This window comes from Alteromonas lipotrueiana, from assembly GCF_019249245.1.
In the GTDB taxonomy this organism is placed as follows: Bacteria; Pseudomonadota; Gammaproteobacteria; order Enterobacterales; family Alteromonadaceae; genus Alteromonas; species Alteromonas lipotrueiana.
On the sequence record NZ_JAESDK010000001.1, the window covers coordinates 209,177 to 232,595 of the forward strand.

General features: G+C 46.4%; 20 protein-coding genes. 7 read left to right on the forward strand and 13 right to left on the reverse strand.

The features are described from left to right. Positions 1-199: 199 nt before the first annotated feature. Positions 200-487 carry a hypothetical protein gene (locus JK130_RS00930; RefSeq protein WP_218352322.1) on the forward strand — a complete coding sequence of 96 codons (288 nt, stop codon included), beginning with the start codon at positions 200-202 and terminating at the stop codon, positions 485-487. A 14-nt stretch (positions 488-501) separates the two neighbouring features. Here the strand turns inward: JK130_RS00930 and JK130_RS00935 are convergent, their stop codons facing one another. After that, entirely contained in the window at positions 502-1,164 is a 663-nt protein-coding gene (locus tag JK130_RS00935; protein WP_218352323.1) for a phosphatase PAP2 family protein, read from the reverse strand. A 245-nt stretch (positions 1,165-1,409) separates the two neighbouring features. Between JK130_RS00935 and JK130_RS00940 the strand changes: the two genes are divergently transcribed. After that, complete coding sequence (locus tag JK130_RS00940) at positions 1,410-2,342, forward strand: AEC family transporter (protein ID WP_218352324.1); 933 nt, start codon at positions 1,410-1,412, stop codon at positions 2,340-2,342. A gap of 13 nt (positions 2,343-2,355) precedes the next feature. Here JK130_RS00940 and JK130_RS00945 read toward each other — a convergent pair whose 3' ends face one another. Further along, complete coding sequence (locus JK130_RS00945) at positions 2,356-2,673, reverse strand: BolA family protein (protein WP_218352325.1); 318 nt, start codon at positions 2,671-2,673, stop codon at positions 2,356-2,358. A gap of 28 nt (positions 2,674-2,701) precedes the next feature. After that, on the reverse strand, positions 2,702-3,325 hold the full coding sequence (locus JK130_RS00950; protein ID WP_218352485.1) for an alpha-ketoglutarate-dependent dioxygenase AlkB family protein: 624 nt from the start codon (positions 3,323-3,325) through the stop codon (positions 2,702-2,704). A gap of 32 nt (positions 3,326-3,357) precedes the next feature. On the opposite strand from JK130_RS00950, the gene JK130_RS00955 reads away from it, so the two are divergent. Next, on the forward strand, positions 3,358-4,551 hold the full coding sequence (locus JK130_RS00955; protein ID WP_218352326.1) for a methyltransferase: 1,194 nt from the start codon (positions 3,358-3,360) through the stop codon (positions 4,549-4,551). A gap of 14 nt (positions 4,552-4,565) precedes the next feature. Beyond that, positions 4,566-5,165: a peptidylprolyl isomerase gene (locus tag JK130_RS00960; RefSeq protein ID WP_218352327.1), complete on the forward strand. Its 600-nt coding sequence runs from the start codon at positions 4,566-4,568 to the stop codon at positions 5,163-5,165. A 3-nt stretch (positions 5,166-5,168) separates the two neighbouring features. Here JK130_RS00960 and JK130_RS00965 read toward each other — a convergent pair whose 3' ends face one another. From JK130_RS00965 to efp, 5 genes are all read right to left on the reverse strand, one after another. Further along, complete coding sequence (locus tag JK130_RS00965) at positions 5,169-5,678, reverse strand: GNAT family N-acetyltransferase (protein WP_218352328.1); 510 nt, start codon at positions 5,676-5,678, stop codon at positions 5,169-5,171. Between the two features lie 2 nt (positions 5,679-5,680). Continuing rightward, positions 5,681-6,310 carry a gamma-glutamylcyclotransferase gene (locus JK130_RS00970; protein WP_218352329.1) on the reverse strand — a complete coding sequence of 210 codons (630 nt, stop codon included), beginning with the start codon at positions 6,308-6,310 and terminating at the stop codon, positions 5,681-5,683. 125 nt (positions 6,311-6,435) lie between these two features. Further along, the gene (locus JK130_RS00975; protein WP_218352330.1) at positions 6,436-8,853 is read right to left on the reverse strand and encodes a TonB-dependent receptor; all 2,418 of its coding nucleotides are present in this window, start codon (positions 8,851-8,853) and stop codon (positions 6,436-6,438) included. Positions 8,854-9,145: 292 nt separating this feature from the next. Further along, the gene (gene epmA / locus JK130_RS00980) at positions 9,146-10,111 is read right to left on the reverse strand and encodes an elongation factor P--(R)-beta-lysine ligase (RefSeq protein ID WP_218352486.1); all 966 of its coding nucleotides are present in this window, start codon (positions 10,109-10,111) and stop codon (positions 9,146-9,148) included. A gap of 86 nt (positions 10,112-10,197) precedes the next feature. Then, entirely contained in the window at positions 10,198-10,767 is a 570-nt protein-coding gene (gene efp, locus JK130_RS00985; RefSeq protein ID WP_218352331.1) for an elongation factor P, read from the reverse strand. Between the two features lie 36 nt (positions 10,768-10,803). On the opposite strand from efp, the gene epmB reads away from it, so the two are divergent. Beyond that, positions 10,804-11,835: an EF-P beta-lysylation protein EpmB gene (epmB, locus tag JK130_RS00990; protein WP_218352332.1), complete on the forward strand. Its 1,032-nt coding sequence runs from the start codon at positions 10,804-10,806 to the stop codon at positions 11,833-11,835. Here the strand turns inward: epmB and JK130_RS00995 are convergent. After that, entirely contained in the window at positions 11,832-12,023 is a 192-nt protein-coding gene (locus JK130_RS00995; RefSeq protein WP_218352333.1) for a hypothetical protein, read from the reverse strand. The genes epmB and JK130_RS00995 overlap by 4 nt on opposite strands. A 113-nt stretch (positions 12,024-12,136) precedes the next feature. Here JK130_RS00995 and priC point away from each other — a divergent pair, with 113 nt between their 5' ends. Further along, on the forward strand, positions 12,137-12,442 hold the full coding sequence (priC, locus tag JK130_RS01000) for a primosomal replication protein PriC (protein ID WP_218352334.1): 306 nt from the start codon (positions 12,137-12,139) through the stop codon (positions 12,440-12,442). Positions 12,443-12,453: 11 nt separating this feature from the next. Here the strand turns inward: priC and JK130_RS01005 are convergent, their stop codons facing one another. Further along, positions 12,454-13,746 (reverse strand): YfiM family lipoprotein, encoded by a 1,293-nt coding sequence (locus tag JK130_RS01005; protein WP_218352335.1) that lies wholly within the window; start codon positions 13,744-13,746, stop codon positions 12,454-12,456. Positions 13,747-14,141: 395 nt separating this feature from the next. Here JK130_RS01005 and JK130_RS01010 point away from each other — a divergent pair, with 395 nt between their 5' ends. After that, positions 14,142-15,281 carry a GGDEF domain-containing protein gene (locus JK130_RS01010; RefSeq protein WP_218352336.1) on the forward strand — a complete coding sequence of 380 codons (1,140 nt, stop codon included), beginning with the start codon at positions 14,142-14,144 and terminating at the stop codon, positions 15,279-15,281. A gap of 38 nt (positions 15,282-15,319) precedes the next feature. Here JK130_RS01010 and JK130_RS01015 read toward each other — a convergent pair whose 3' ends face one another. From JK130_RS01015 to parE, 3 genes are all read right to left on the reverse strand, one after another. Next, positions 15,320-16,807, reverse strand: a complete 1,488-nt coding sequence (locus JK130_RS01015) for a GAF domain-containing protein (RefSeq protein WP_218352337.1) — start codon at positions 16,805-16,807, stop codon at positions 15,320-15,322. A 21-nt stretch (positions 16,808-16,828) separates the two neighbouring features. Next, positions 16,829-21,358 carry an EAL domain-containing protein gene (locus JK130_RS01020; protein WP_218352338.1) on the reverse strand — a complete coding sequence of 1,510 codons (4,530 nt, stop codon included), beginning with the start codon at positions 21,356-21,358 and terminating at the stop codon, positions 16,829-16,831. A gap of 109 nt (positions 21,359-21,467) precedes the next feature. Further along, on the reverse strand, positions 21,468-23,366 hold the full coding sequence (gene parE / locus JK130_RS01025; RefSeq protein WP_218352339.1) for a DNA topoisomerase IV subunit B: 1,899 nt from the start codon (positions 23,364-23,366) through the stop codon (positions 21,468-21,470). Positions 23,367-23,419: the final 53 nt, after the last annotated feature.

Sequence of the window (23,419 nt, forward strand, 5' to 3'; positions counted from 1 at the left end):
GATTCTATCACCATATTGGGTTGAAGTCCTTTAATAGATTGTTAAAACTCATGCATTTGTATCGCTGGTTATGGGGACTGCCTAAGTGCCAAAGCACATCGTCAACGTTGCATCCGGGCTTAGGCGAAGGCACACTATTGGTTATTAACTACCGGTGCACATTTGCCGGTTCTATTGAGTTATATAGAGGATAAAGATTTTGGTCGCTTATTTATTAACAGGATTGTCGGTCGTCATTGCTGGGGTTATACACTGGAGCGCCCCGCATGCCTTTTGGCGAGCCACAATAACGTCAACCGCTACTATTTTACTATTGTCGGTCGCCGCTTTGTTTATATTTCAGTCGTCAGGAATGCTGGTCAGTGATGAAACTGGCGAGTCTGCTGATATCGCCAGTTCGTTGTTAACCGTAACCGGTCTGGTCTCATTTTTTGGTTTTTTAATTTCGGTTTTTGTAGGCTGGTTTTTACGCACCGTCAGAGCATAAGTTTCGGTGCAGCGTTAGCGTTGCACCGCATGTGTATGATCCCGGGTCAGTCGTGCCCATACGGCTACCCATAATCCCCCCACTGCCCATCCGGCAATAATATCGGTAGGCCAATGCACACCTAAATACACTCTGCTTATTCCTACCACCAGCGTGGTAAGCGCCGCCATAGAAAAAATCAGTGTAATGATATTAGTGCGATGGCTTAATCTGACCACTATCACCGCCAGCGTAAAATAGGTAATAAAAGACATCATTGCATGAGCAGACGGAAAGCTACTGGTAAACACTTTGGTATTGTGTCCTACCAGGTCGGGGCGAGGCCGGGTAAAGCCATATTTTAAAGCAAAAGCAACCACCAGCGCCCCTAAAATACCCACTACCAACTGCCAGGCAAGCTTGCTTCGCCCGGTAACTCCCAGCCACAATGCACTGACAGAGGTAAGGTACAATAACGCCCAGTTACTGCCCAAAGCGGTAATATCCCGCATGCCTTCTTCAAGCCAGGTTGGACCTATCGGGTCAGACAAATCGTCGATATGACGCAACCCTGTAATAATGGCTTCGTCTATAGCCGGAACTGGTGTTTGTGTAACCCACCAGGCTAACACAATAAAAACCACCAGACTGCCGGTGGCCAGAGTGGCTAAAAAACGATTGCTTATTTTTTGATGCATAACAAAGTTGTCGGGGTTGCTGTTCCTTGCTATGCATACTGGTAAAGTTTACCAACAGATTACCTTTGTATTTGTGGGAGTTGCAGACTGTCAGGTTATTTAATTACTATTTTTAGTTACCCACTACGCTTCACAATTTTAACAAGACGCCTTGCTTAAAGTGCATTGTGCATAGTGCATAGCAGCCATTATTATTTGATATACTTGCCACAGACTTTTCATTGTTAAGGCTAGCCCCTTTTTTTATGTACGGATTTATCACTAACACCCTGGGCCCGGTGCTGGTATTGCTGCTTATGGGTTACTTTTTGTTTCGGCGCGGTATGTTGAATGAAAAATTTATCGAGGCGGGCTCTAAACTTGTATTTAATCTGGCCTTGCCAGCTCTGTTATTTTTGTCTATTGCACAGGCCGATTTTCACAGCGCGGCTAATGGCAAGCTTATTTTGGTAGGGTTGTTAGGCACACTGGGGTATTTTGCGCTGTTAATGGCATTTTGCCAGGCGTTAGTAACCCCTTCCAATGCCCGTGGGGTGGTTGTTCAGGGCGGTTTTCGCGCGAACATGGGCATAATTGGACTGGCATATTGCGCCAATACCTATGGCACAGAAGGTCTGGCCACTGCTTCGGTATACCTGGGCGGTGTAACAATTTTATTTAATGTATTGTCGGTGTTTGTTTTAAACTTTTACCTTGATGTGCAACGCTCGGTACTGCAGCATTTGTTGGGGATCACTACCAACCCGTTGATTATCGCTATTTTATTGGCGCTGCCGATTTCTTATCTGCAACTTCAGTTGCCTACGCTGGTGCAGGCCACGGGCGAGTATTTTGCTCAGCTTACTCTTCCTTTGGCGCTTATTTGTACGGGCGCGTCCTTACAATTTCGGGCATTTGGAATTAATCGAAAAAACATCAGTATTGCGGTGATCAGTAAATGTCTGGTTTACCCGATGGTGCTGGTGGGTGCCGCATACCTGCTGAATTTTCGGGGCATGGAGTTAGGCGTAATTTTACTGCTAAGTATTGCTCCTACCGCGGCGGCCAGCTACGTAATGGCGCGTAGCTTAGGGGGCGACCCCAGTCTTGCCGCCAGTATTATTGCCGTAACCACACTGGTCTCATTGCCAGTCACGGCTTTGGCCTTCAGTGTGCTTAGTGAACTGGCCTTGCTGTAAAGATATATACAAACTATCCGCCTTTGCTGCCCCCAAGACACTGAGGCGACACATTAATTTCATGTCCTCGCTCTTGCCATTGCAAGGGCGTATAAGTATGCAGGGCCAGGGCATGAACCGGTCCGGCTAACGCTTCGGCAAGCAAGGTGTTTACCCGACGGTGTCGGGCAATCAGACGCTCGCCCTCAAACTTGGCACTGACTACGGTGACCTTAAAATGGCTCTGAGCGCCTGGCGCTACATTGTGCATGTGACTTTCATCGGCCACGTCTAAAAAAATAGGTGTCAGTTCGCGATCAAGTGTTTGTTCAATAAAATCCTGAATGTTCATAATAGCCTGCTATTTAGTGAAGGTTTTCTTAAGCCGGATAGACATAGCGAAAGGTCAGGTTGATTCTGTCATCGACAGGCCGGCTGGTTTTGTTAATACCATGACGATAATTACGCTGTGTTTCGCCTTGCATCACCAACAAACTGCCGTGCTCCAAAGTATGGGTAGTACGCACTTTTGACGCTTTGTGTACAAAGGCAAAGGGCCGGGCTTGTCCCAATGTTAGCGACGCAATAACTGGCGTTGCCCCCAGCTCGGGCTCATCATCACTGTGCATACCCATGCTGTCATTGCCATCACGATACCAGTTTGCCAGCACACTGTTAAAGCGACAATCACAGTGGTGCTCAAGACGTTGTTTTAACTGGCTTAGCAACGGGTGCCAGGGTAACGGAGTCATGGTAAGTCCCGAATACTGATATTGGGCCTCAGGGTCACCATACCATGCCTGTAAACGTGGAATTTTTACCAGCTTGCCGAACAGTTTAATGGTATCCTGCTGCCATTGTAATTCTGTTTTTAAACGGGCTGCAAACGCAGTGGCCTGGCGATTATCCAGCCAGTTTGCCTGATAACTGACATCTGCATCAGGCAGGGCCAGCTTAATTATACGTTCAGATGCCGCGGCGTCCCCAAATAAGCCAAGCTGCATATGCCCCCCTGATTCAACCATAAAGATTGCCTATGAATACCTGTTTTACGTTGCTGGACAAACAACTCAATCTGATTCGCTACCCGGCCAAACATCAGCATAAATCATTACAAGCCTGGGACAGTGCCGATGAGCTGATCATCGAGCATTTAGCCACTCACGATATCGTTTTTGCGCAGGGCAATGGTATCATACTAAACGATGATTTCGGTGCACTGGGCACCTGGTTCGCATCAGCAAATCCTCATTGGTACAGCGATTCATGGATTGCCCACCGTTCGCTTTATGCGAACCTGAAAAATAATCAATTATCGGCAAGGTGTCATGACTCAGGTTTAGTGGACCACCCGGTGAGGGCGGTATCTGAGCTATCAGCTTTACCCGCTACGCCTGCTTTGGTGCTGATCAAAATTCCGCGCACCCTGGCATTATTAGAGCAGCAGTTGCTGGTTTTACGCGAAAAAATAACCGAACACACACAAATTATCGCAGCAGGTAAAGTAAAAAGCGTCACCAAAACCGTACTTACGTTGCTTGAAAAGTACATTGGTCCTACCACTACCTCGCTGGCGCAAAAAAAATCTCGCCTTATTTTTTGTCAACCGCAAGAACAAACCCTGAATAAGCCACTACCTTCTCCTTATCCAACTCAATGGCGTCAGGCAGCCAGCACCGGATTGTCGCTGACCCTTTATAATCACGCCAATGTGTTTTCGCGTGCGTCGCTAGATATTGGCGCTCGTCTTATGCTTGAACATATGCATGTGACTAATCATGAGAAGGTCATCGACCTGGGGTGTGGCAATGGCATTTTGGGACTCAATGCACTGGCAATGGCGCCAGAAGCGGCAGTGACGTTTGTTGATGAGTCGTTTATGGCATTGGCCAGTGCCCGCGACAATGTTGCTGCCAACTTTGCCGAGGCTCAGCAGCAATGTCAGTTTGTGGCCAGTAATTGTCTTGAAACGCTGCTACAAAACGAGGGCCAGCAAAGCTACGACAAAGTGTTATGCAACCCGCCATTTCACCAACAAAACGCCGTAACCGATCATATTGCCTGGCAAATGTTTAATGATAGCCGGACGGTGCTGCGTCGTGGCGGCCACCTTATCGTTGTGGCTAACCGACACCTGGAATACCATATTAAACTCAAAAAGCTGTTTGGCGGGGTAAAGATACTTGCAAGTAATCGTAAATTCGTTATTTTGAGTGCAGCCAAACGTTAAGTTAAGGACCCTGTATGCTTCGTTATTTATTATTAATTCTGATTTTTGCCGCAGCTCCGGCAATGGCAAAAGATAAAGAAGATGGCTCCAATGTGCAGCCAGACAATTTTTATCCTCAGGTAAAAATACAGACATCCATGGGCGACATTGTGGTAGAGCTGGATCGTCGCCGCGCACCTATTACCACTAATAACTTTTTACGCTATGTGTCAAAGCATGGCTACAACGGCACCCTGTTTCATCGGGTTGTGCCGGGCTTTGTGGTTCAGGGTGGCGGTTATAATACCGACTATGACGAAAAGCCCAGTTATCCGGAGATTTTTAACGAGTCAGGCAATGGCATGAAAAACGAGCTTTATACCATTGCAATGGCAAGACAAAATGACGCACACTCGGCTACGCGCCAGTTCTTTTTTAATGTGAACGATAACCCATCACTGGACCCTGGCAAAGAGTGGGGATATGCCGTATTTGGCATGATTGTAGAAGGCCAGGAAGTGGTCGACAAAATGATGGAGGTTGAAACTGAGTATCAGCTGCGGCTGCGCGAACCCAACAGCCCTATCGAACCCATTATTTTAGAAAAAGCGACCGTACTACCAGCAAATCAATAATATTTACCCCAGGGCCCGCCAGAACAACTTCTGGCGGGCCAGACCCGGTATACAAATTTGACCATAGTGCGAAAACTCAAGACGGTTTAACACATTGCACGACGCGGTGTTTTGTCTGTGAGCCAGCGCACTAATCGTCGCAAATTTATGATGGTTGTGAGCACGTTGTAAAACCGCCGTCGCGGCTTCACCGACAAACCCTTTACCACGAAATTCTTCAAGCAGCGCAAAGCCTAAATCAGGGCTATTAAAAATGCCGCGATTAACCAGACCACACAATCCCATAGGTTTGTTATCAATGTGGCGAGACACCACCCACAGCCCGTAGCCCCACTGTTTGAAATGATTTTGGGTCACCGTTATATAACGTTTGGCTCCCCGCAAAGTATGCACCCCTCGATTGCCGATAAATCTTACCCATTGTGGATCGTTATTCAGGGTATACAGCCAGGAAGCGTCGTCTTCTACCGGTTGGCGTAACCCCACGCGCCCGGTGCTCATTTCATAAGTCATAATCAGTGCGCCTGATTAAGTAGCTTTGTAATTTGTTGTTGCTGGGCCCTACTTACACGCCCTGGCCGTGGATAAACAGGCTGGCGACGGTCATCTTTTAATGTGGATGGCCAGTACGCGGTTGTATGAATAAATTCCCGGGCGCTGGCTTCGCCGCCTCGTTCCAGACAACCGGCAAGACACGTATCAACATAAGACTGTGAAACCGGATACTCAGCGTCAGCGTGTTGCTGATACAAAGACTGGCAGATCCAGATTTTTTTACTGGCTAGTTGCTCGTGAAGCCAGTTGTTGGCGTGAGAGTCCAGCTCGGTGGTCAGCGCCTGCGCTGACACCTGCACAAATGTGTAATCTTTTTCACGGCGGGCTAAAGAGGGGCTTAGTGCGGTAGGTAGCATCAAAGCATTAAGACTGGCGTTTGCATCGGGCCAGGCGCCAACGTAGGTTTGTTGTTCCTGTAAACTGCGTGTTATCCAGCCTCGGGCGAAGCCACTGACATGCACTAACAATCCATTGTGGGTCATGTCAGAAAAGCGCCGACGACTGTCGGCGTTAATAAGCGAGCCATACCCTAAAATCAGATGTTGATGATCAAAAGAGCCAAACCATTGCTGCAACTGACTTAACGTCAAAACCTATACCTGCTTTAAACATACTTTGGCAAAAGTATATCAAGGAAGGCTAGCCGGCTCATCCCTGAGTTTAGCCGAAGAAGTCGGCTTCATGGCTATATGGCTTTACTGGCGCAGTGCTGAGCTTAAAACAATGCTCGCACACCGACCGTAAAGTTACGGCCCGGCAGGGGCGCTTTGTCTTTTAAGAAAGAGGTATGCACCCTCGCTTCTTCGTCAGTCAGATTATCGGCGTTAGCAAATAATACCCAGTTTATGCCTTTTGACATCATTTCGTACTGAACATTGGCATTCAGCAGGGTGTAGCTGTCGGTCTGACTTTCAAACGGGGCCGTGTTGTCTTGCTCGTCATTGTAGGTTGCCCCTATTTCACCGCTAAGCTGCGTACCGGTATAACTTAACCGGGTGCCTACACGCAAAGGTGGAATACGAGGTAAATCCTGATTATCCAGCTTGGCACGAATCATATCGCCAAATACCTCTACCCTCCACGAGGTGTCTATATCGTAATAAATTTCAGCTTCCATACCGTAAATATCCGCGTCAGCCTGATTAAAGACAAAGACCGGTAAGCCTTCTTCATGCTCATCTTGAGCTTCTTCGCCTGCATGTTCTTGTGGTTCACTTTCATCGTGTTCCTGATGCCCGGCTTCTGCTATTAACCCCGTGTCAGACTGGTAAATATAATCATCTGCCTGATTATAGAAAAACGACGCGGTATAACCCCAGCTTCCGGTATACTTACGAAAAGTCAGATCGATATTGGTGCTAACTTCTTCGTTGACCTCCTGTAACGACGAGCCCACCTCACCGTCATTATCTAAATCAAAAACCAAACCCAGTTCATACGTTTGAGTCGACAGGTGTGCACCCCCTGAAAACAGCTCCTGCTGACTGGGGGCACGCTCACTACGCGACACGGTCAAGGCCATCGACTGACCTTGTTTGTATTCCCAGTTAGCCCCTGCCGAGAACGACGTAGAAGTAAACTGATAGTCATCAAATGAAAACAACATTGGCGCTTCTTCAGCCTCGTGTTCTTCATCATGAGCGGCTGAGTGCAAATCAATCTGAGTATCGCCCACCTCGTATTCGGTGCGCTCTATCCGGGCACCCAGTTCAGCGGTCAGATTGCCAAAGCTTTTTTGTTCTACCACGTAAAGCGCATAAGTGTCGGTTTGGGTGGGCGGTGAAAATGCTTCATCGCCTACTGCTTCATAGTCGCTGGTGCTGGCCTGCACCCCAACGATACCGTGCCAGCCGTCAACTTTAATATGATTGGCGGTAAGGCGCATAGTGGTACTGTCATTGTTAAAGCGCGTACCAATGGCCCCGTCTTCAATCTCAACGTGAGTATAGTCGGTGTAGGCACCGGCAAACTTGATGCTATTTAAAAAGGACACGGGCGAATATAGTTCACCTGCCAGTTGATAACGGGTCATCTCTACATCTATTTGAGTGCCTTCTACGTGGGCTTCTTCACTGTGAAGCTCATCATCGTGCTCTTCGGCCTCTTCTTCGCCATGAGCCGCATGACCGGGCACCCCATAAAGATTATCCAAACCCTCTACCGCAAAGCCGATGTAACCTTCATCCTGCACATAGCTTAGTCCACCGGTAAAACCGGTCGTTTCCATCGAGCTATTTTCCAAAACCCCGTAAGGCTCGTCGCCATCGGGTGCGGCCGAGGCAAAACCCGGTATTTCAATATCCTGCGTATCGCGGGTAAAGCCATCAAAGTGATAGGCAATGGCGTCTTTACCGCCGGTAATATCCGCTTTTGCAAATTTACCATTATCAGCCGTTGAGTAGCGCGCTTCGGCTTCACCTTCTAACTGCTGTGGAACGCTTTCAGGAATACGCTTATCGACCACATTCACCACACCCCCAATGGCACCACTTCCGTATTGCAGTGTCGCCGGGCCGCGTAAAACTTCAACCTGAGTGGCACTTGAGGTATTTGCGGCAACATTATGATCAGGACCAATCCGCGATACATCTGACACATCCAGGCCGTTTTGGACAATTTTTACCCGGGGACCATCATTGCCGCGTATAACCGGGCTTGAAGATACCGGCCCGTAGTACGTGCTATGCACGCCGGGGGTAGACTTAAGTGTTTCGCCTAAAGTGGGCGCCTGACGCTTACGCAATTCATCTGCGCCCAATACTGAAACGGGGGTCACCGACTCCAGAATTGAAGACTGCATGGCAGTAGCGGTCACGGTGATGTTTTCTACCGAAGAAGATGCCAGTACAAAATCGATAACTTTGTCACTTTTTATCGCCCCTAAATCCCGGTCACCATGCAGGTAATTTGAAGAAGATACATGCAGGTGAACATCTACCGGTGAAACATTCTCTAACAGGTAGCGACCGCTATTATCGGTATAAACCACTTTACGTGAGCCTTCCACACTAATTTTGGCATCGGCAACGGGGTTTCCTGCTTCGTTGGTAACCGTACCGCTAATGGTATTTGCCAATATTACCGGCGAACACGCCAAAAGAATTGAAGAGGCAATAAGCTTACGTTTATACATAGAATTTTCCGCGTTTATTATTTGAGTGCTGCAACAAGTGTTATGTTATAACATTTTTACGTGATTCTATTGGTTTGTCAATGGCGGCTTATCGGCAGAATTGTAGCGCTTGTCGTCTGGGGTAGAAATAATGACGGCAATCCTCCGCCCTTTTATTCATCCAGAAAAAGAAGGCGGCAATAGATAACAAGCTATTGTTTTAAAGGGAATAAATGAACGCTGCAGAATTTAAAGGCGATGGACAAAAAAATAGCCGGGAAGGTGACCTCTGGGGGATAAGAAACCAGCTACGTCAGGCCCGGTCTATCCCAAAATTAAGGACCTGACGAATATGGCTTGCTCCGGTTTTAAGCATAAGCAATCGGTCGACGCCTAACGCCACCCCAGCGCAATCGGGTAGCCCGGCTTCCAGTGCGCTAAGCAGATGTTCATCGACCGGCGCTTGCGGATAACCCGCTTCGGACCGAAGTGCATTGTCCTGCTTAAAACGTTCACGCTGCTCATGCGGCGAGGCGAGTTCAAAAAAACCATTCGCTAATTCAGCGCCTTTAAAATAGACCTCAAACCGGTCGGCCACTTTAGGATCGGTGGTATTGATGCGTGCCAAGGCTGCCTGCGATGCCGGAAAACTATAAATAAAGCAGGGTTTGTCTTGTCCTATCGCCGGCTCAACCACAGTCGAAAATATCAACTGCAATAAACTGTCATAAGATAACTCACTGGCATTATCGATATTAATATTCAGTATCGGTAACTTATCAACCAAAGCGGTATGTGATGCGGTTAAGGGGTCGAGTCCGGCGTAGGTTTGCATGGCCTGCTGATAGGCCAGCCTATCAGCAGGGGCAGTGTGAAGAGTCTCTTGCAATAACTCATCAACCTCATGCATTAGCCGGCCATGGTCAAACCCGGGCCGATACCACTCTAGCATCGTGAATTCGGGATTATGCCAGCGCCCGGCGCTTTCATGCCGAAACGCTTTGCAAAGCTGATAAATAGGACCACTTTGGGCGCACAACAAACGCTTCATGGCATATTCGGGAGATGTTTGTAAGTACAAAGGAAGAGATTGCCCGGAATCGTCAAAATTAAATTCACAGGTAAAGGCGCTCAGGTGCAAATCGGTGACGGTGCCGCGGCTTAATAGCGGAGTTTCGACCTCTAATACATCGCGCTGGTAAAAAAACTCACGAATAGAGCGCATTAGCTGCGCCCGGGCCATACGTTGAGAATGGTCGGTGGTAGGTTGCCAGTTCATACAAACAAAGTCTTGTCTGACGGCTGATAACAGCCAGGTAATGTTAAACAAACAGGCAGCCATGCGCTGCCTGCTATATCAAAAAGTTATTTTTGGGCGCGCGAAGCGTACTCACCTGAACGAGTATCCACTTTAATCACTTCGCCGGTTTGTACAAACAGCGGGACACGTACTACCGCGCCAGTGCTCAAGGTCGCTGGCTTACCACCGGTACCGGCAGTATCACCTTTTAAGCCCGGATCGGTTTCGGTTATCTCCAGCTCTACAAAATTAGGCGGGGTTACTGTAATCGGCGTGCCATTCCACAGGGTAATGGTACATACATCGTTTTCTACCAGCCACTTTATGTTTTCGCCTACCGCTTTTTCATCTGCAGCGATTTGCTCAAATGTTTCATTATTCATAAAATGGTAGAATTCACCGTCGGTGTACAAGTAGGCCAGTTCGGTATCAAGCACGTCGGCGCCTTCAACTGATTCGCCAGAACGAAATGTTTTTTCAAGTACTTTACCTGAAATTAGTTTTCGAATTTTGGTGCGGTTGAATGCCTGCCCTTTACCGGGTTTGACATACTCATTTTCCATGATGTTGCAAGGCTCGCCATCCAGCATAATTTTCAGGCCAGCTTTGAACTCATTAGTGCTGTAATTAGCCATAAATCCTCTGCTAAAACAAAAGGTGTAAAGAACAAAGTGGTGCAAATAATACCTAAAAATAGCGTGACTGTAGAGCATAACTGGCAAAAAGAGTTGTCTTATTGCTTTACAGACCCTAAAAAACTGCTTGAGCACTTACAACTCGACACCGAAGCCCTTGCCCATCATGGCGACGCCCGCAAACTATTTGCACTGCGGGTGCCCCGGCATTTTGTCGGGTTAATGGAAAAAGGCAACTGGCAAGACCCCTTGTTACGGCAGGTCATGCCCCTAGACGCAGAATTTAACGAGGTAGCCGGATTCAGCCCCGACCCACTGCAAGAACATGATACCGCCAGTAAAGGGTTGCTGCATAAATACCAAAGCCGGGTGCTGTTGCTGATTAAAACAGGCTGTGCTGTAAATTGCCGATATTGTTTCAGGCGACATTTTCCTTACGCTGAAAATGCGCTTAGCCGTAGGCAATGGCAGCAGAATATCGACTACATCAAAGCCCACCCGCAAATTAACGAGGTTATTTATTCGGGCGGCGATCCGCTGATGGCCAAAGATGAATTTCTGGGTTGGCTAACCACACAACTTGAAGCTATACCGCATGTTACTCGGTTACGTATTCATACCCGCCTGCCGGTAGTCTTGCCCGAGCGTATTGATACGCAGTTTGTGCAGTGGATTACCCAAACCCGGTTAAAGCCGGTATTGGTACTGCATATTAATCATGCTAATGAGGTAAGCAGTATACTAAAAGAGCGCATTGAGATACTTAAAACCAAAGGCGTTACGGTGCTTAATCAAGGCGTATTACTTAAAGGCGTTAACGACAGTAGTACAGCGCAGGTAGCGCTAAGTGAAGCGTTGTTTGACGCAGGAATTTTGCCTTATTATCTGTTTTTATTAGACAAAGTACAGGGAGCGGCACATTTTGAGGTTACTGAGCCTCAGGCGCGCGCAATTATGCATGAAATGATAAAGCGCTTGCCGGGCTTTTTGGTTCCCAAGCTCACGCGCGAAATTGGTGGCCAGCCCGGCAAAACGCCCATCGATTTACTTTTACAACCGCAAAACTAAGCGTAGGTGTTAACGTTGGCTCCTACCGCCGGGTTTGCTGATGTGGACTTTGGTACGTCAGCGGCTGATTCGAGCAGCTGAAGCGTCGCTTGTCCCTCTTGTTTTTGCTGACTTTTTGCCAGTTTAAGTGAGGCCAACTCAAGCGAGGCACCGGATGTTGCAGAGCCACCCGCTCCTGATATATCCATACCTGTTTTCCTTTGTTGCTTGTAGCAAAACTAAAAAGCAGGCAATATTGCCCGCCTCAACAAGCTATCGGCCTGCACAGGCTTATCTTTAGAAAATAATTGGAAGGGGCGCGATGCAAGCGGTTCATCAACAACTTCAAGACACCATTCAAACCCTTTATCGCAAAGCGGTAGATGCAGATAATAAACTGGATGCTTTGCAGCAGGCTAAGCAAGGAAAATTTTCGGCGATTTTTGCCACTGACAGCGGGTTTCGTACTCAGGCCAAACGTTTCACTCCCTATGTTCAGGAAATTGCCGAAGACTGGCAAGCGCTTAAAGAACTGGATGAGCAACAAATGAAAGCCGCCTTAGTGCCACTTGTCGAAAAAATTCAACTGGCACTAAAAACGCTGGATCAATTCAAACAAACGGTATAACTCAGACACTGCTAACGCTGATATAAAGGCATGGCTGCGAGCCGCTGGCGTATTTTTGCCACTTCGTTTAAATACGCTTTGCTATCGACCGCATCGTAGCGTTCGATAAATTGTTGTTTGCTCAAACCTTCAGTCAGCCCTTCTATTGAAGGCATATAGACATCTTCACTGGGTGCTTTAGCCAAGGCATCCTGAGTGGCCAGAGCGGTATCAATATCTCCTAATAGCCCCCCCAACTCTACGCCCGCCATATCTGCGGCTAAGTCGACAAAACTATAGCCACTGCCGCCCATACTCCGGTCCATCAACTCTTTAAATTCGCCCACCGCAAAAGAAACATCTTGTTCGCTTACCATTTTAATGGCGGCCGATATAATAAAATGCCGAGCCAAATCGTTACGGTTACGCAGTAGTGCAGGCGCTGCGGGCTTTAATGCTTTTTCGCTATCGGGCTGTACTTCGCCGACCAAATTGGCCACCCGGTGATGCCCGATAAAAATTGCCAGCGCCAAAATTGAGGCTTTGTTATGCAACAAAACGTTATCTGGGGTACTTTGCTCACGGGCGCGGGCCATTATATGCTTTAAATACAGATTGAAAGGCTGAGGTTTTTTGGCTAAAGACAACTCACGGCCAGCGATGTAGCGTAAGTAATACCCTGTAAGCTCGGTAAGCTCATCATTGTCATGGCTCCCTAAATTCGTACGAATATGATTAAGCTCTTTTAAAAATTCATCCATCGGCGCTATCGTAACAGCCACCACATTGGGCTGCATGGTAACCTTGGAAATCTGTTCGCGTGCTTTGCTACCAATTTCACTGTCGGTATAGCCATTGATAAAATACTCGACCAATTTCACCGCAAACCAGCCGGGTAAGTGCAAACTGCCTATTTTCACGTAATCAACATTAAGTTTATTATCGGGAAGCAATTGCATATCGACATTAAAATATACCGTCTGACCGAGCACCGGCAAAGCTAACGTACCCTGAATCTGGCTTTCCTGGCGGGTAATTTCTACATTGCCCTGAATATCAGGTATCGCGCGCTGTACAAAACCAACCAAACTGGCGGCCTGCTTTTCGCTAATTTCGATTGTGTGGGCATTATGCCTGTCCGAAATGCTGTCTTTTACCTGACGAATAAGCTGCTTTACCGTCTCTGCTTCACCAATTTGTTCAGCTGCTGTCGACTTAACGAGTGCAGTGGTATCTAAGGCAAGTACCAGCAGACCAAACAACAATACGACGAGAACGGCAAGCACCGTACTTATTTTACGTACTACAGACAATTTTTTAACCATTTAACATTTCAGATGCTGATATTTTTCGTTATGTTGCGGGTAAATACAATCTTATTTGAAAAATTATTAAACGGCGAAATGTTAAATATGGCTTTGTCTGATTCATTGGCCGCCCCACTTCTCTTTTTTATAATCCGACTAAAAGTTAAAAAATGGCTGGTTCTTACTTTCCGGCGTACATTAGACAAGCGCATGTTTAAGCTGATTATTTTAAGGCATTAAAGCGAAACTCATTGGCGAGGCTCAGGATAGTGTAAATTGTCTATGTTTTGAATAACGCATCTAACGGGGACTTTTTTATTAATTTTTTTTCTTTTTTCATTATTTACCACTACGCTTATAGGTTAGACAGGAAAAAAGGCATACATAAGTTACAAACGTTAAGGATTAGTTGTTTGGATATTTTTACGCTTTCGTTGTGCACAATGCTGATCAGTATTGTAATGTTGGCGACCATGATAGGTTTACAGGGAACAAGCCCCCGTAGTTCGGCCACCGCTGACTGGGTTTTGGCGATGAGCTGCTTTTTTATTTCAAGCCTGTTAAATGTAGTGCCATTGCCTACCTATTTTCCGGCGGTACTAAGCCCGGGTATTGCCAACACGTTGTATTTACTCGGACATTGCTTCATATTCAGTGGCATACGACGGCATATTACTCAAAAAAATGGCTACAAACTCACCGTTATCGTAGCTGTAATAACCCTGTTGTTTCATTTTGTTCCGGCCATAGCGCAGTCACTAACCCTGCGTATTATCGTATTTCATTTTTTAATCTTATTCGTACTAACAGGCTCTATTTTCTACATTCTTCGATACCGTCGCTGCCAACCACACAACGGTTTCAGCCCTTTACTGTTGGTGTTGGGGTTATTTTGTGCTCAGTTATTGGTTCGAGTCTTCGTGTTTACCCTGAATATTGTCGGGTTGGAAGTTGCGGTGAACTTGCAACTGCACCAGGTAGGGGCGTTGTTTGTAATGCTGTATATTCTGGCGTCATCAATGAGCTTTGCTTATCTGATCACGTGGGAAAAAGAACAAGCCCTGCATACCGCTTCGTTTACCGATAGCCTGACACAATGGCAAAACCGCCGGGCATTAATGCACCAGGCTCCAAAACTTTTTGCAAACGCGCTTACTCAATGTAACCGGCTAAGCATTTTGGTGGTAGATGTCGATCATTTTAAAATGGTCAATGACACCTATGGCCATGGTATTGGCGATAAGGTTTTGCAGCACATCACTACTCAAATACGGATGGCCGCCCCCTCTGCCAGTTTTTATTGCCGGCTGGGCGGGGAAGAATTTGCCTTATTGCTGGAAAACACAACTCAACAATCTGCCTTAAAGATTGCCGAAGATATCAGAGCCCGAATTGTTGCCTTTCCATTTAACGAATCGGTCTGTATTTCACTGTCGGTAAGTATTGGGGTTGCCACTGCTTACAATCATGATGCAAGCTGGGAAACCATACTGGATCGTGCTGACAAGGCGCTTTATAAAGCCAAAACCCGGGGCCGTAACAAAGTGTGTTAAGTCGTTTAAACTGGACTTTATGCTAAAAACTTCCCCGGTTAATCTGCCAGCAAAAACTTATCCGCTTCTTTTAGTATGACTGCGCGTACTTTTTTGGCTAGTAACACGTTTTCGCGGGTCCATTCGCGACTGCTCTCGCCCCGGGCTTCTACCCATTTTTCAAAGGATGAGCGTGGCGACAAAGTGCCTGAAGCATCGGCTTTTTGTTCAGTTTTATCTGGGTTTCCGGCCCATTGCGAATACTGTGCTTCAGGCATCCTGAAAGCATAACAACGCAATGCCATGGTCTCAAAGTTTGGTTTTATCGCCAGCACGCCGCGTATAGAAGCATGGTTTAATTCATCACCATAGTTTTCAGTAATATTCTGAGTTTGAAATATATAGTCAGAAAATTCGTACTTTACTTCGCTGTCGAGTTGGTTCAATAATTTTTCATCTACCCGAGGTCCTGCCTGATACCAGGTTCCGCCCAACAGCAAAGCGGTAGAAGACGCGTTTAATTCGTACAGTAAAATATCGGCCAAAAACTGACAACTTGTTTGGGGATCCTGCCCGGAAAGAACCCGCACCATCTCATCTACACGCTGTTCAATGTTGCGCAGCAGGATTAAACGCTGCCTGGAGCGATAGGAGTTAAACAAAGTACAAAATTGTGCGGCCAGTTTTTCGGCAGTCTGACGGCTGGTCACATCCATGGCGACCGATTGTGGATTATGGCAGGCCACAATGCCCCACAATTTGCCCGAAATAATAAGTGGAATAGAATAAGACGCGCCAACATCCATATTTGACAGATACTGCAAATGTACCGGCGACACACTGCGTAAATCGGACCAGGTTAAATCGACTGTATTATCCGCCAGCCCGACCACGTCAACCGCCGTAGCTTTCACATCAGGGATCAGTCTTGATGGATTTTGAAAATACAGACGTCTTGCTATTTCCGGAATATCTGATGCAGGAAATTTTAACCCCAGGTAATCTTTTTCGCCGCGCGAGACTGATTCCGCCACGACCTCACCAACCCAGTCACTTTCAAAACGATATAACATAAGGCGTTGATAGGGCAGAACTTCATGCAATGTACTTAGTAAACTTTCGAAATAATCGTTTTCATTCCAGGTTTCATCAGTACCAGGATATAGCCTGGCCTCCAGTGCTTGATAACTCATAAATGACTGGGGCCTGTGCGCCTCTTCCAGCTCAATGACCACGGTCCCTTCACTTCGAATCAAGCGAATATGGCATATGTGTGGCCCTACGACATAATCATAAAACGTCACTCGCTGGCCCGGCGATTGCGGCAAGTCGCTTAGCATGTCTTCGCGTAGCCATTCTAACTGACCAATATCGGCGCCCAGTACGTTTTGTACTCCGCCTTCTATAAAATTATCAATATTACGGCTGGCATAAGTTACCACCAGCGACTCTTCATCCAGTACAATGAGTGCGCCAAATGACTGAATTTTGCCCGATAAGTGTAATTGTTCTTTTTCGCAGTTGGCTAACAACTGGCTGACATTCATACAACCTCCGGTTTCACCATATTAGGTAGATAGTGCGTTTTTAGGCGCCGACGATAACATCTGTGCAATCTCATTGCTGCCCGCAGGTTCATATAAATAAAACCCTTGAATAATCTGGCAGTGTTCCAGCTTTAAAATGTCTAATTGCGCGGCGTTTTCAACGCCCTCAGCCACCACTTGCAAGTTCAGAGCATGAGCCATGCGTATAATAGCCAGAGTGATATTGTGAGCTTCGTCAGACTCAGTCATGCCAGCAATAAAGCTTTTATCAATTTTAAGCTCATGTATAGGTAGTCGACGCAATTGTGACAACGACGATTGACCTACTCCAAAATCATCCACACTTAAGGTTATCCCCAATTTTTCAAGCTTGTTAAGCTCATCAATCAGGATATCCATCCGCTCTGCGATTGCGCTTTCGGTTATTTCAAACTTTAGCTGTTCTGGCTTGATATTGTATTTTTTCATCATAAATTCGGCGTGCGAGACGAAACTTTCGTCTTTCAATTGTTTAACCGAAATATTAATCGCTACTTTGGGCACGCTGATAGATTTCTTACGCCACAAACTTATTTCTTTAAATACCAACTCAAGCGCATGCAAACCAATCTCTTCAATCAACCGCCCTCTTTCTGCCACCTGGATAAACTTTTGCGCCGAAGTGCCTTCTAAATCTTCGCTGTTACAGCGTAGCAATGCTTCAAGACCCACAATCGATCCTGTATTTACATCTACCTGAGGCTGAAACGCAATACTAAACAAGCCTTCCGCTAACGCATTACGCAGCGCCTTTTCAATTTCCATTTTGTGCATGGCTTCCAGTTTCATTTCTTCAGTAAAAAACTGATACTGGTTGCGCCCCAATTCTTTAGCCCGATACATGGCGGTGTCGGCGTTTTTCAGCAATACAAAATTGTCGTACCCGTCGTTAGGATAAACAGAAATGCCGATACTGGCCGAGGCAAACAAAGTGTGTTCGTTTATTTCAAACGGCGCATTAATCACTTTGATGATGCGCTGGGCAACTTCGTCTATTTCATTAACACTGGTTGACTGCAAAATAGCCACAAACTCGTCGCCGCCCATACGTGCCAGTATGTCGGTATCACGAATGCATTTTTGTAGCCGTCTTGAGACTTGTTTAAGCAGCAAATCGCCCACGTTATGACCTAAACTGTCATTAATTTTCTTAAAGTCGTCGAGGTCAAAAAACAACACCGCGCACATACTTTCCTGACGTTTTGCGGTAGTCAGCATCATTCCCAGACGCTCCATCAACACACTGCGGTTGGGCAGGCGCGTAAGCTCGTCATGGGTGGCCAGAAACTCAATCTTGCGCTGAACATTTTTTATCTCGTTCACATCGCTGTAGGTCACGACAAAATTGGTGTGCTGATTGTCGTTATCTTTAACCGCGTTAATGGTGACCCACAACTTTATTTCTTCAGCCTCGATATTAAGATACGTCACTTCCCCCTGCCAATAGTCCTGTAAATTCAGCGCTTCATCAATTTGCTCAAAAAACGCGGGGGTATAAATATCGGCAGTAAAATCCCGCGGATTTTTACCTACAAGTTTATCAATGCTGTATCCGGTCAGCTCAGTAAAAGCGTGATTTGAAGTAATGATTCTACGTTCTTCATCGGTAACCAGAATGGCTTCACCGGTACGGTCAAATAACTTGCCGGCTAATTTGAGCTGTTCGTTAGCGTGCCGAGAACGGGTAATATCATTTGCCTGAGTACAGATAGACTTAACGGTACCGTCGTTATCAAAAATAGGAAAACGGACACTTTCAAGCACCACGTTGCCGTCGTCGCGGTCAAATTCGTCTACCGTGCGTACCGGCGACAATGAACGCATCGTGTCCAAATCACGTTCGCGCAGCATTCTGGCCATATTTTTATTAAAGATGTGATTGTCGGTTTTGCCTATAACATCTGAAGACGTCACCCCAAAAATCTCTTCAAAACGGGCGTTAACAAACTCATACCGTCCTGAGTTATCTTTAAGTGCCACCACAGACAGTGAATTGTTCATTATCGAGAGCAACTGATCCTGATTTTTTTCGACATCTTCATGCGCTTTTACCAGCTCAGAGTTGTCGATAATGACTAAAATTGCACCTTTCGCCTGCTGTTTTGCGTTCATCAACGGCGTAATGAATAAATTTAGCGTTTCTGAGTCAGTGGGCTTAATAATGATATTCATCTTACGGCATGTTTTGATGGTCGCACGCAGTTTACTTTCAATATCAATAAAGTATTCAGGAACATGCAGCTCTTTCAGACGCTTTTTATAAATGCCGCTATTTAAGTGGTATTTGCGGCTGGCAGCATCGTTAGCCCGGTTTACCTTTAGCTCATCATCAAATACAAACAAAGGAAAATCTAACGTGTTGTACACACTTTCAAGCTCACCATTGATAGAGGAAAGCTCGCCCGACTTTCGCATGCTTTCTTCATTAACGCTGATAAGTTCTTCGTTGGTCGCTTGCAACTCTTCGTTGGTGGCTTCCAACTCTTCATTATTCGCTTGCAGCTCTTCATTCGCTGCCTGAACTTCTTCGTTTAACGCCTGCATTTCTTCGGCAGACGCGGCCATTTCTTCGGTCAGGGTTTGCAGCTGTTCACGGGCGGCAATAAGCTCTGCCACGTCAGCGTTGTCGGTGTTGTAGGAGCTGTTTGGAGAAACGTTCGTTATCTCTTCGCTGCGTCTGAAGTTGACGATAAACAAATTATTGTCTGGACTGTCTAGCGGAATAACCGCCAGTTTCCAATGATTTCGGTCGTCCTTTTCAACCTGACGAGGGCGGCTAATCACTACCTCGCTTTCCCGTTTAGCCTTGTTAAACGATGAAATAAGCTCGGCAGCAAATTCTGAAACAATCAGTTTTGACAGATTAAGATCAGGTGCACCCGATGGAAAATTCACAAAAGGTTGTAAGTCGCCCCGTGAATGCAAAATAGTAAATTGCGGATTAACTAAAACCGAGGCCCCGAATTCTTTAATAATAGTTTCATTAAAAAGACGCTCATACCCTTGCCCGGTGCTTTCTCGGGGCCGGCTGGGGGTAACCACACCTTTTAGCATGCGCGGAACCGCGGGACGCTTAGAATTTTGGCATACTCTGAATATTCGGCTACGTCGGTCTACCGGCACAAAGTAGTCTTCTTTAAGGCCAATAGATTCTGATTTACCTAAAAATAATATGCCGGTATTTAGCAGTGCATAACGAAACAGTGACAATACCCGTTGCTGTAGCTCGGTATTGAAGTAAATCATTACATTTCGAAATGAAATCATATCTAAATGCAAGAAAGGCGGATCGCGGGTAATATCCTGACGCGAAAATGTAATGACATCACGAAGTTTTTTGGTGGGGTAATAGGAGTCATCTTCAAAACGAAAATATTTTTCGACCAGCGTTGAATCAACACTGCTGACCGAATGGGCCGAATAACTGCCTTTTCGGGCAATGGTTAATGCATTTTCGTCAATGTCGGTGCCAAAAAGCTGAAAAGTCAGGTTTTTTTCCTGGCGACTAATTTCTTCTAAAAACAAAATAGCTAATGAATATGCTTCTTCGCCGGTTGCACAACCAGCCACCCACACCCGTACGTTTTCTCCCGGTTTTTTCTTATCTACGGTTTCTTTTATAAAGTTACGAATAGATTTAAAAGCTTCTTTATCGCGAAAAAAGTTTGTGACTGAAATCAGTAACTCACGAGAAAGCGCCCTCACTTCGTCGGTATCGTGGTGCAGCTGCTTTAGGTAATCTTCTAATTTTTTGTTTTTGGTCGCAATAAGCCTGCGATTGACCCGGCGTAATAGTGTCGCTTGTTTATAAAAACTGAAATCTATTTTGGTGGTTTCACGCACCACTTCGTACAGTTCAGTCATTATGCGGCTTTTTTCCTGCTCTGAATTAGGAAAAAAACTTTTTAGCAAACTGCTGCAAAAGTTGGCAATTTCGTGACCAATTTCATCGGGTGACAATACTCTGTCTGCCTCTACTGCCTGTAATGAAGCCGTTGGCATACCGTCATATTTAGCAGTTTCCGGGCTTTGCACTATGACATAGCCCCCCGCGCTTTTAATTGAACGCAGGCCACGCGAACCATCGCTGCCGGTGCCCGATAGCACCACGCCCAGACTATGGTCACCCAGCTCATCGGCTAAGGATTCAAACAAAATGTTGGCCGATGGCTTAGGGGTCACTTCGTCTGGGTGCTTGTCTAATCGCAGACGGCCTTCGCGATAAACAATGTGTCGCCCTGGAGGGCCCACATAAATAATATTAACCTCAGGTTTGGTATCGTCTTTTAACTCGCGCACGTCGTAATTTGTTTCGCGGGCTAAGATATCGGCCATCTGACTTTCGTGACTTGGCGACAAATGTTGTGCAATTACTATGCTGGCATTAAGCTTATCGGGTAAATTTGATACCAGACGAATCAGAGCTTCGATGCCACCGGCAGAAGAACCCACACCCACAATAAACGGGGCATTAACTGGTTTTTCATCCTGCACTTCTTTGGGGTTTCCCATACTTAATATTTTCCGTACCTTTAATGCATCGGGCCATACAGAATTGAAGACTAATATGCTGACCTGGTGATGTTTTTCGCGTTGTAATATGTCTGGTATAAGCTAAGATTTATACGCCGACGACTTCGGCCATATTCCCCTTGCTTTCAAGCCAGGTTTTCCGATCGCCACTGCGTTTTTTGGCTAGTAGCATATCCATCAACTCAAGCATATTTTCTGAGTCATCAATGGTGAGCTGGACCAGCCGACGGGTATTGGGATCCATGGTGGTTTCACGTAGTTGAATGGGGTTCATTTCACCCAATCCCTTGAAGCGCTGAACGTTTACTTTTCCACGCTTTTTTTCTGCTTCTATTCTGTCCAGTATGCCCTGCTTTTCACTTTCATCCAGTGCATAAAATACCTCTTTGCCTACATCAACCCTATACAATGGCGGCATTGCGACATACACATGGCCTTTTTCGACCAATGTAGTGAAGTGTCGTACAAACAGGGCGCATAAAAGGGTGGCGATATGCAGTCCGTCAGAATCGGCGTCGGCCAGAATACAGATTTTTCCGTAGCGTAATCCGCTTAAATCGGTCGAGCTAGGGTCTATACCTAATGCCACCGAAATATCGTGTATCTCTTGTGAAGCTAACACTTGTCCTGAGTCAACCTCCCAGCTGTTAAGTATTTTACCCCGTAATGGCATGATGGCCTGAAACTCACGATCGCGCGCTTGTTTGGCTGAACCTCCGGCAGAGTCACCTTCAACTAAAAACAACTCTGAGTAATTAATGTCCTGCGACGAACAATCGGTAAGCTTGCCGGGTAACGCCGGACCCTGCGTTACTTTTTTACGTGCTACTTTTTTGTTCTGACGTAATCGGCGCTGAGCGTTACTGATACACATTTCAGCCAGAGCTTCGGCAATTTCTGTATGCTGGTTCAGCCACAGGCTGAAGGCGTCTTTTACTACGCCAGAAACAAATGCTGAGGCCTGACGCGAAGACAAACGCTCTTTGGTTTGTCCGGCAAATTGCGGGTCTTGCATTTTGGTCGATAAAATATAAGCACAGCGATCCCAGATATCGTCCGGGGTCAGTTTAACGCCGCGCGGCAGTAAGTTTCTAAACTCACAAAATTCACGCATAGACTCTAACAAACCCTGTCGTAAACCATTCACATGGGTGCCGCCCTGTGCAGTAGGAATGAGGTTTACGTAACTTTCGGTCACCAGTTCGCCGCCTTGTGGCAACCACATAACCGCCCAGTCAGCCGCTTCGGTATTGCCACTAAACGCACCAATAAAGGGTTCTTCTGCCGGTATAGTCTCAAACTGCTCAACCGCCTGGTAAAGATAATCTTTCAGTCCATCTTCAAAGTGCCATTCGTGACCTTCTTTTGTGACCTTATTATCAAATTTAATGCGCAGTCCCGGACATAAAACCGCTTTTGCACGCAAGTTATGAATAAGCCGGGACGCCGAAAATTTTGCTGAATCAAAGTACTGACCGTCAGGCCAAAAATGCACTTTTGTGCCGGTGTTTCGTTTGCCGCAGGTATCGACAACCCGCAATTCTTCAGTTTTGTCGCCATTGGCAAAATCAATTTGATACACCTGGGCGTCGCGCCGAATGGTTACCTCAACTTTGGTAGATAACGCATTAACTACCGAGATACCCACACCGTGCAAACCTCCCGAAAAAGCGTAACTTTGATTTGAAAACTTACCTCCGGCATGAAGCTTTGACATGATGAGCTCTACCCCTGAAATTTTTTCTTCGGGGTGAATGTCAACCGGCATACCACGACCGTCATCGGTGACCTCTAAAGACTGGTCTTCGTGTAATACCACTTTAATATTCGTGGCGTGCCCGGCCAGGGCTTCATCTACGCTGTTATCAATAACCTCTTGCCCAAGGTGATTAGGCCGGGTGGTGTCGGTGTACATTCCAGGTCGCCGCTTTACCGGGTCAAGACCATTAAGAACTTCAATTGCTTCTGAATTATATTGAGTTGCCATAATTATCTTTTTCTCAAAAAGCGGTTAACCGAAACACATGCCAGTATATATAC